This window comes from Synechococcales cyanobacterium T60_A2020_003 (assembly GCA_015272205.1).
Lineage (GTDB): Bacteria > Cyanobacteriota > Cyanobacteriia > RECH01 > RECH01 > JACYMB01.
The window spans coordinates 1-4,240 of the sequence record JACYMB010000315.1; the positions used below are offsets into that span (position 1 = coordinate 1).

The 4,240-nt window shown below is 52.7% G+C and carries 4 protein-coding genes; 2 read left to right on the forward strand and 2 right to left on the reverse strand.

The window, feature by feature from the left end:
- Positions 1 to 378: 378 nt before the first annotated feature.
- Complete coding sequence (locus IGR76_15575; GenBank protein ID MBF2079893.1) at positions 379 to 1,632, reverse strand: GTP cyclohydrolase II; 1,254 nt, start codon at positions 1,630 to 1,632, stop codon at positions 379 to 381.
- Positions 1,633 to 2,020: 388 nt separating this feature from the next.
- On the opposite strand from IGR76_15575, the gene upp reads away from it, so the two are divergent.
- Together upp and IGR76_15585 are read left to right on the forward strand one after the other, a co-directional pair.
- The gene (upp, locus tag IGR76_15580) at positions 2,021 to 2,656 is read left to right on the forward strand and encodes a uracil phosphoribosyltransferase (GenBank protein MBF2079894.1); all 636 of its coding nucleotides are present in this window, start codon (positions 2,021 to 2,023) and stop codon (positions 2,654 to 2,656) included.
- A gap of 40 nt (positions 2,657 to 2,696) precedes the next feature.
- Positions 2,697 to 3,941 carry a URC4/urg3 family protein gene (locus IGR76_15585; protein MBF2079895.1) on the forward strand — a complete coding sequence of 415 codons (1,245 nt, stop codon included), beginning with the start codon at positions 2,697 to 2,699 and terminating at the stop codon, positions 3,939 to 3,941.
- An 11-nt stretch (positions 3,942 to 3,952) separates the two neighbouring features.
- Here the strand turns inward: IGR76_15585 and IGR76_15590 are convergent.
- Positions 3,953 to 4,240 (reverse strand): PDZ domain-containing protein (locus IGR76_15590; GenBank protein MBF2079896.1); only part of this gene is annotated, 288 nt, incomplete at its 5' end.

Sequence of the window (4,240 nt, forward strand, 5' to 3'; positions counted from 1 at the left end):
GTACCTCAACTCACGCGCCTCTCATCCCGACGCTGACCTTTCAGGTACATCGCGGGGCTTCCCGTCTAAAAGCTAAAGAAGGTTTTCCTAAAGTTTGATTCGAGAGCGATCGCCCTGTGATCACTACGATATATAAGACGATCTCGACTCAGTTCCCTAGACGATCAGTATCACACTATTTTTGATAAATCCGGAAAGTTTACTAAAAATACGGTCAAATATGAATAAATATTGCAAAAGCGCATAAAATGTTTAGAAAAAAATTGGGGGTCAAATATGGCAGCCCTAGATCATTTATGAAACCTGAATCTGCTGGACAAGGGGCTTAAGCCCCTTGCCTGTTCACAATTTGAATAGAATCGCTATATTGAGCGTTTCCTAAAATATTCGTCCTTGAATCTTAGACAATTCTTCTTCGCTCAGAACGCCGTTTTCCGAATAGTATCCCGACGCTTTCTTCGCCTCAATTTCCACGCTGGCATCGGCTGGAATGAGCTCTGGCGGAAGCGGAATACGCTGCACCACTTCAATACCAGACTGAGTAATGGCGTTGTACTTCATTTGGCTCATGGACACCAAGCGATCAATTTTAGTAATGCCCAACCAATGCAGCACATCGGGCATTAGTTCTTGGAACCGCATATCTTGAACGCCTGCCACACACTCGGTTCGCAGGAAATAGGCATCGGCGCGATCGCCCCCTTCCTGACGTTTACGAGCGTTGTAGACCAAAAATTTAGTGACTTCGCCTAGGGCGCGGCCTTCTTTGCGACAGTAAACAATGATGCCAACGCCGCCTTCCTGAGCGGTCTGGATACACACCTCGATGCCGTGGACGAGGTACGGCCGACAGGTACAAATATCAGAGCCAAACACATCCGAACCGTTGCACTCGTCATGGACCCGTAAGGCCAGTGGCGCATTGGGATCGGTAATTTTTGCGGGATCACCAATGATGTAGACGGTGGTCCCACCGATAGGAGGTAAGAAGACGTGCAGATCGGGACGAGTGACGAGTTCAGGAAACATGCCGCCCGTTTGCTGGAACAGGACGCGCCGCAAATCCCACTCATCGACCTGGAGCCGTTTGGCAATTCCGGGCAAGTGCCAGACCGGATCGATCGCGGCTTTGGTGACCACGAGATTACCGTCTTCTTTGAGGATGGTGCCGTCGGTGTGGAGCCGTCCCTGATCAATTTCGGCTTTCAGTTCGGGGATATTGATGTGGGCTTTGGTGATGGCGATCGTGGGTAGGATGTCGTACTCCGGTGAGTCGTAATGGGCAAACACGTCACCGACGATCGCCCCAAAGGGATCGAGGGACACGATTTTGTCCGGATCAGACCAACTGGGATGGGGGCCTAAGTCCACAACGGGTGCGGTGTTGGTTAAATCGGCTTTGTGGGCGGGGTCAAGCACACCTGTGGCAACGGCTAAGGCTCGGTACACTCCGTAGGAACCTGCAAAGGTGCCAATCACGTTGCGGTGGTTGTGGCTACGAGGCGAACCGATGATGGGGCCTCGCTCTTGCGGATCTGCAGCACCCCACTGGATCGGAATCACGGTATCCGTTGCGCCGTTGGTGTGGGAGGTGAGAATGATGTGTTTGGGTTTGCGGGGATTGCTGACCATAGTTGGCATGCACCAGGGTGTAGGAGTGGTACTGTATTTTAGACCGTTCGCTGAACTGTTGGGGATTTTAAGGCGATCGCTCTTAGCGCCATTCAACAGGTCAATCAAGGCATGAGTCTCAAGGATGCAGTGTTTCGTACCATGATTTAAGCCGCTGGATCTGTTCAGGTTGGCACAGATTGACTGATTTGGGTTGATTTTGAATGCGGAGCTTTCCCGGTATTTGGGAGGATATCGGTCGTTTGGGTATAGAGTTCTGGCTGCAAAAGGGCACCGTACAGCAGTCTACCTCTAGTCGGGATTTGCGATATCTGCTACTACATTGGTAGTTAGCTGCGATGGCTAACATATCCACCCTAAACTTTGTCCAGAGGCTCAAGGAAACTAAATGGCTGGAACCGTTGTTGTCATTGATCATCCGTTGGTTCAGCATAAGCTCACCCTCATGCGGCAGGCGGAAACCCACACCCAGGAGTTTCGGAAGCTGCTAAAAGAAATTGCGATGATGCTCACCTACGAAGTCACTCGCGATTTGCCGTTGAAATATGAGACTGTGCAAACGCCCTTAGCCGTGACTCAGGCTCCGATGCTGGCGGCAGATAAGAAAATGGTGATTATTTCGATCATGCGGGCAGGTCAGGGACTTCTCGATGGAATGCTGGAACTGATTCCGACGGCTAAAGTCGGTCACATCGGCCTATACCGCGAGCCGAAAACGCTGCAAGTGGTGGAATACTACTTCAAAATGCCCGCCGATATTGAACATCGCGATATGTTGGTGGTTGATCCGATGTTGGCGACGGGGAATTCGGCGATCGCCGCTGTGGATCGGCTCCGGGAAACGAACCCTCTTTCGATTAAGTTTGTGTGTTTGCTGGCTGCACCAGAGGGCATTGAACGATTTCATGCCGAGCATCCCGACGTACCCATCTACACGGCTGCTGTGGATGAGCGGTTGGATGAGCATGGCTATATTGTGCCGGGGCTAGGGGATGCGGGCGATCGCCTCTATGGAACTCGGTAGTCTTTACAGTTCAGCGTATTAACTAAGGCAATACATGATGATGTCTTCCGGTTCTGAATGGGATGCTGCTACGGCGATCGCCTATCTCCAATCTCCCCAGGCGATTCGCGATCGCTGTACAGTGCTATTTGATCTCGCCTGCGCGGATAAGCTGACCCATTTCCGGTGTGATTTGGAAAAACTGGACGCTACAGCGGCCTACGTCTTAGAGGTGATCCGCGATCAGTATCCGGATTTAGACGTACCGTTTCACAGTCGGTGGCGACACTTTGAGGGCGATGGGAGCGATCGCCTCCAAACCTTCTATGCCGGACTCGCTGGTGCATCACCCATTGAGCGGGCGCGTTCCCAAGTAGATTTAGCCGTGACCAGTGTGCTTCTGGATGCGGGGGCGGGCGCACAGTGGCAGTTTTGTGAACCGGGTACACAGCAGATGTGGCAACGCTCGGAGGGATTGGCGATCGCCAGTCTATACCTATTCCAAGCGGGCGCATTTTCCAGTCAGATGGCTTCCCCGTTTCAGGCGGATGCTTCAGGACTCCGTGCGTTTAGTCAGGAGGAGCTGTGTCAAGGCTTTCAGGTGTCAGATAGGAACCCTCTAGTTGGCGTTGGGGGACGGGTGCAGTTGCTTAACCAACTGGGACGGGCGATCGCTCAAAATCCTGGGCTATTTCCTGGAACCCTCCCCCGTCCAGGAAATCTGGTCGATTATCTAGTGACGCAAGCAACGGATGGCAAACTAGCCGCGACTACGGTGTTTCGGGCAGTGATGGAGGGTTTTGGCTCGATCTGGCCGGGACGGGTAGCGATCGCAGGTGTCAATCTTGGCGATGTGTGGCCGCATTCCAGCCTCCCAGATACGGGGATTGGTTCCCAACTGGTTCCCTTGCACAAGCTCTCGCAATGGCTCACCTACTCTCTTTTGGAACCGTTGCAGGATCTAGGACTGACGATCACGGATCTGGATCAGTTGACCGGACTGGCGGAGTATCGCAACGGGGGGCTGTGTGTCGATATGGGTCTACTCCAACCGAAGCATGATGGCGTGTTGGGCGATCGCCATTTGCCTAGTTCTGAGGTCATTGTGGAATGGCGGGCGTTAACGGTGGTCTTGCTCGATCGGATTGCGGCGGCTCTTCGCGCCCAACTCGGACAGGATGAAACTCAGCTTCCCCTAGTCAAAGTGCTAGAAGGGGGGACATGGACAGCCGGACGGAGGCTAGCTCAGGCGAAGCGCGGAGGCTTACCACCGATTCAGATTGATAGTGATGGAACTGTGTTTTAAGTCTTGGGCGTTCAACTGTCGGGTGCAGTTATTTGGGGATGAAGGGTGTAGGTCAGCAATTTTCCATCTCGCTCAACGGTCATCGTCATGGATTCCGGATAGCGATCGCCCACGGGGGAATGAATGAGTGAGCAACTTTGTTCGTCATCCAGATAGGTGTAGCTATCGTCGTTAATCGTTAAGATGCGATCGCCAATTTGGAGTCCTGCCTGGGCTGCCGGAGAGGGAGAGTACAAACCTGTGATGAGTAAATGATGATTGTGGGCGATCGCTTGGAATCTATAGATAGGTTCCTGGGG

What these genes read in the sequence shown, in the direction of transcription:
- IGR76_15575 (MBF2079893.1), bottom strand. Translation starts at nt 1,632, where the DNA reads ATGGTCAGCAATCCCCGCAAACCCAAACACATCATTCTCACCTCCCAC.
- IGR76_15585 (MBF2079895.1), top strand. Translation starts at nt 2,697, where the DNA reads ATGTCTTCCGGTTCTGAATGGGATGCTGCTACGGCGATCGCCTATCTC.
- upp (MBF2079894.1), top strand. Translation starts at nt 2,021, where the DNA reads ATGGCTGGAACCGTTGTTGTCATTGATCATCCGTTGGTTCAGCATAAG.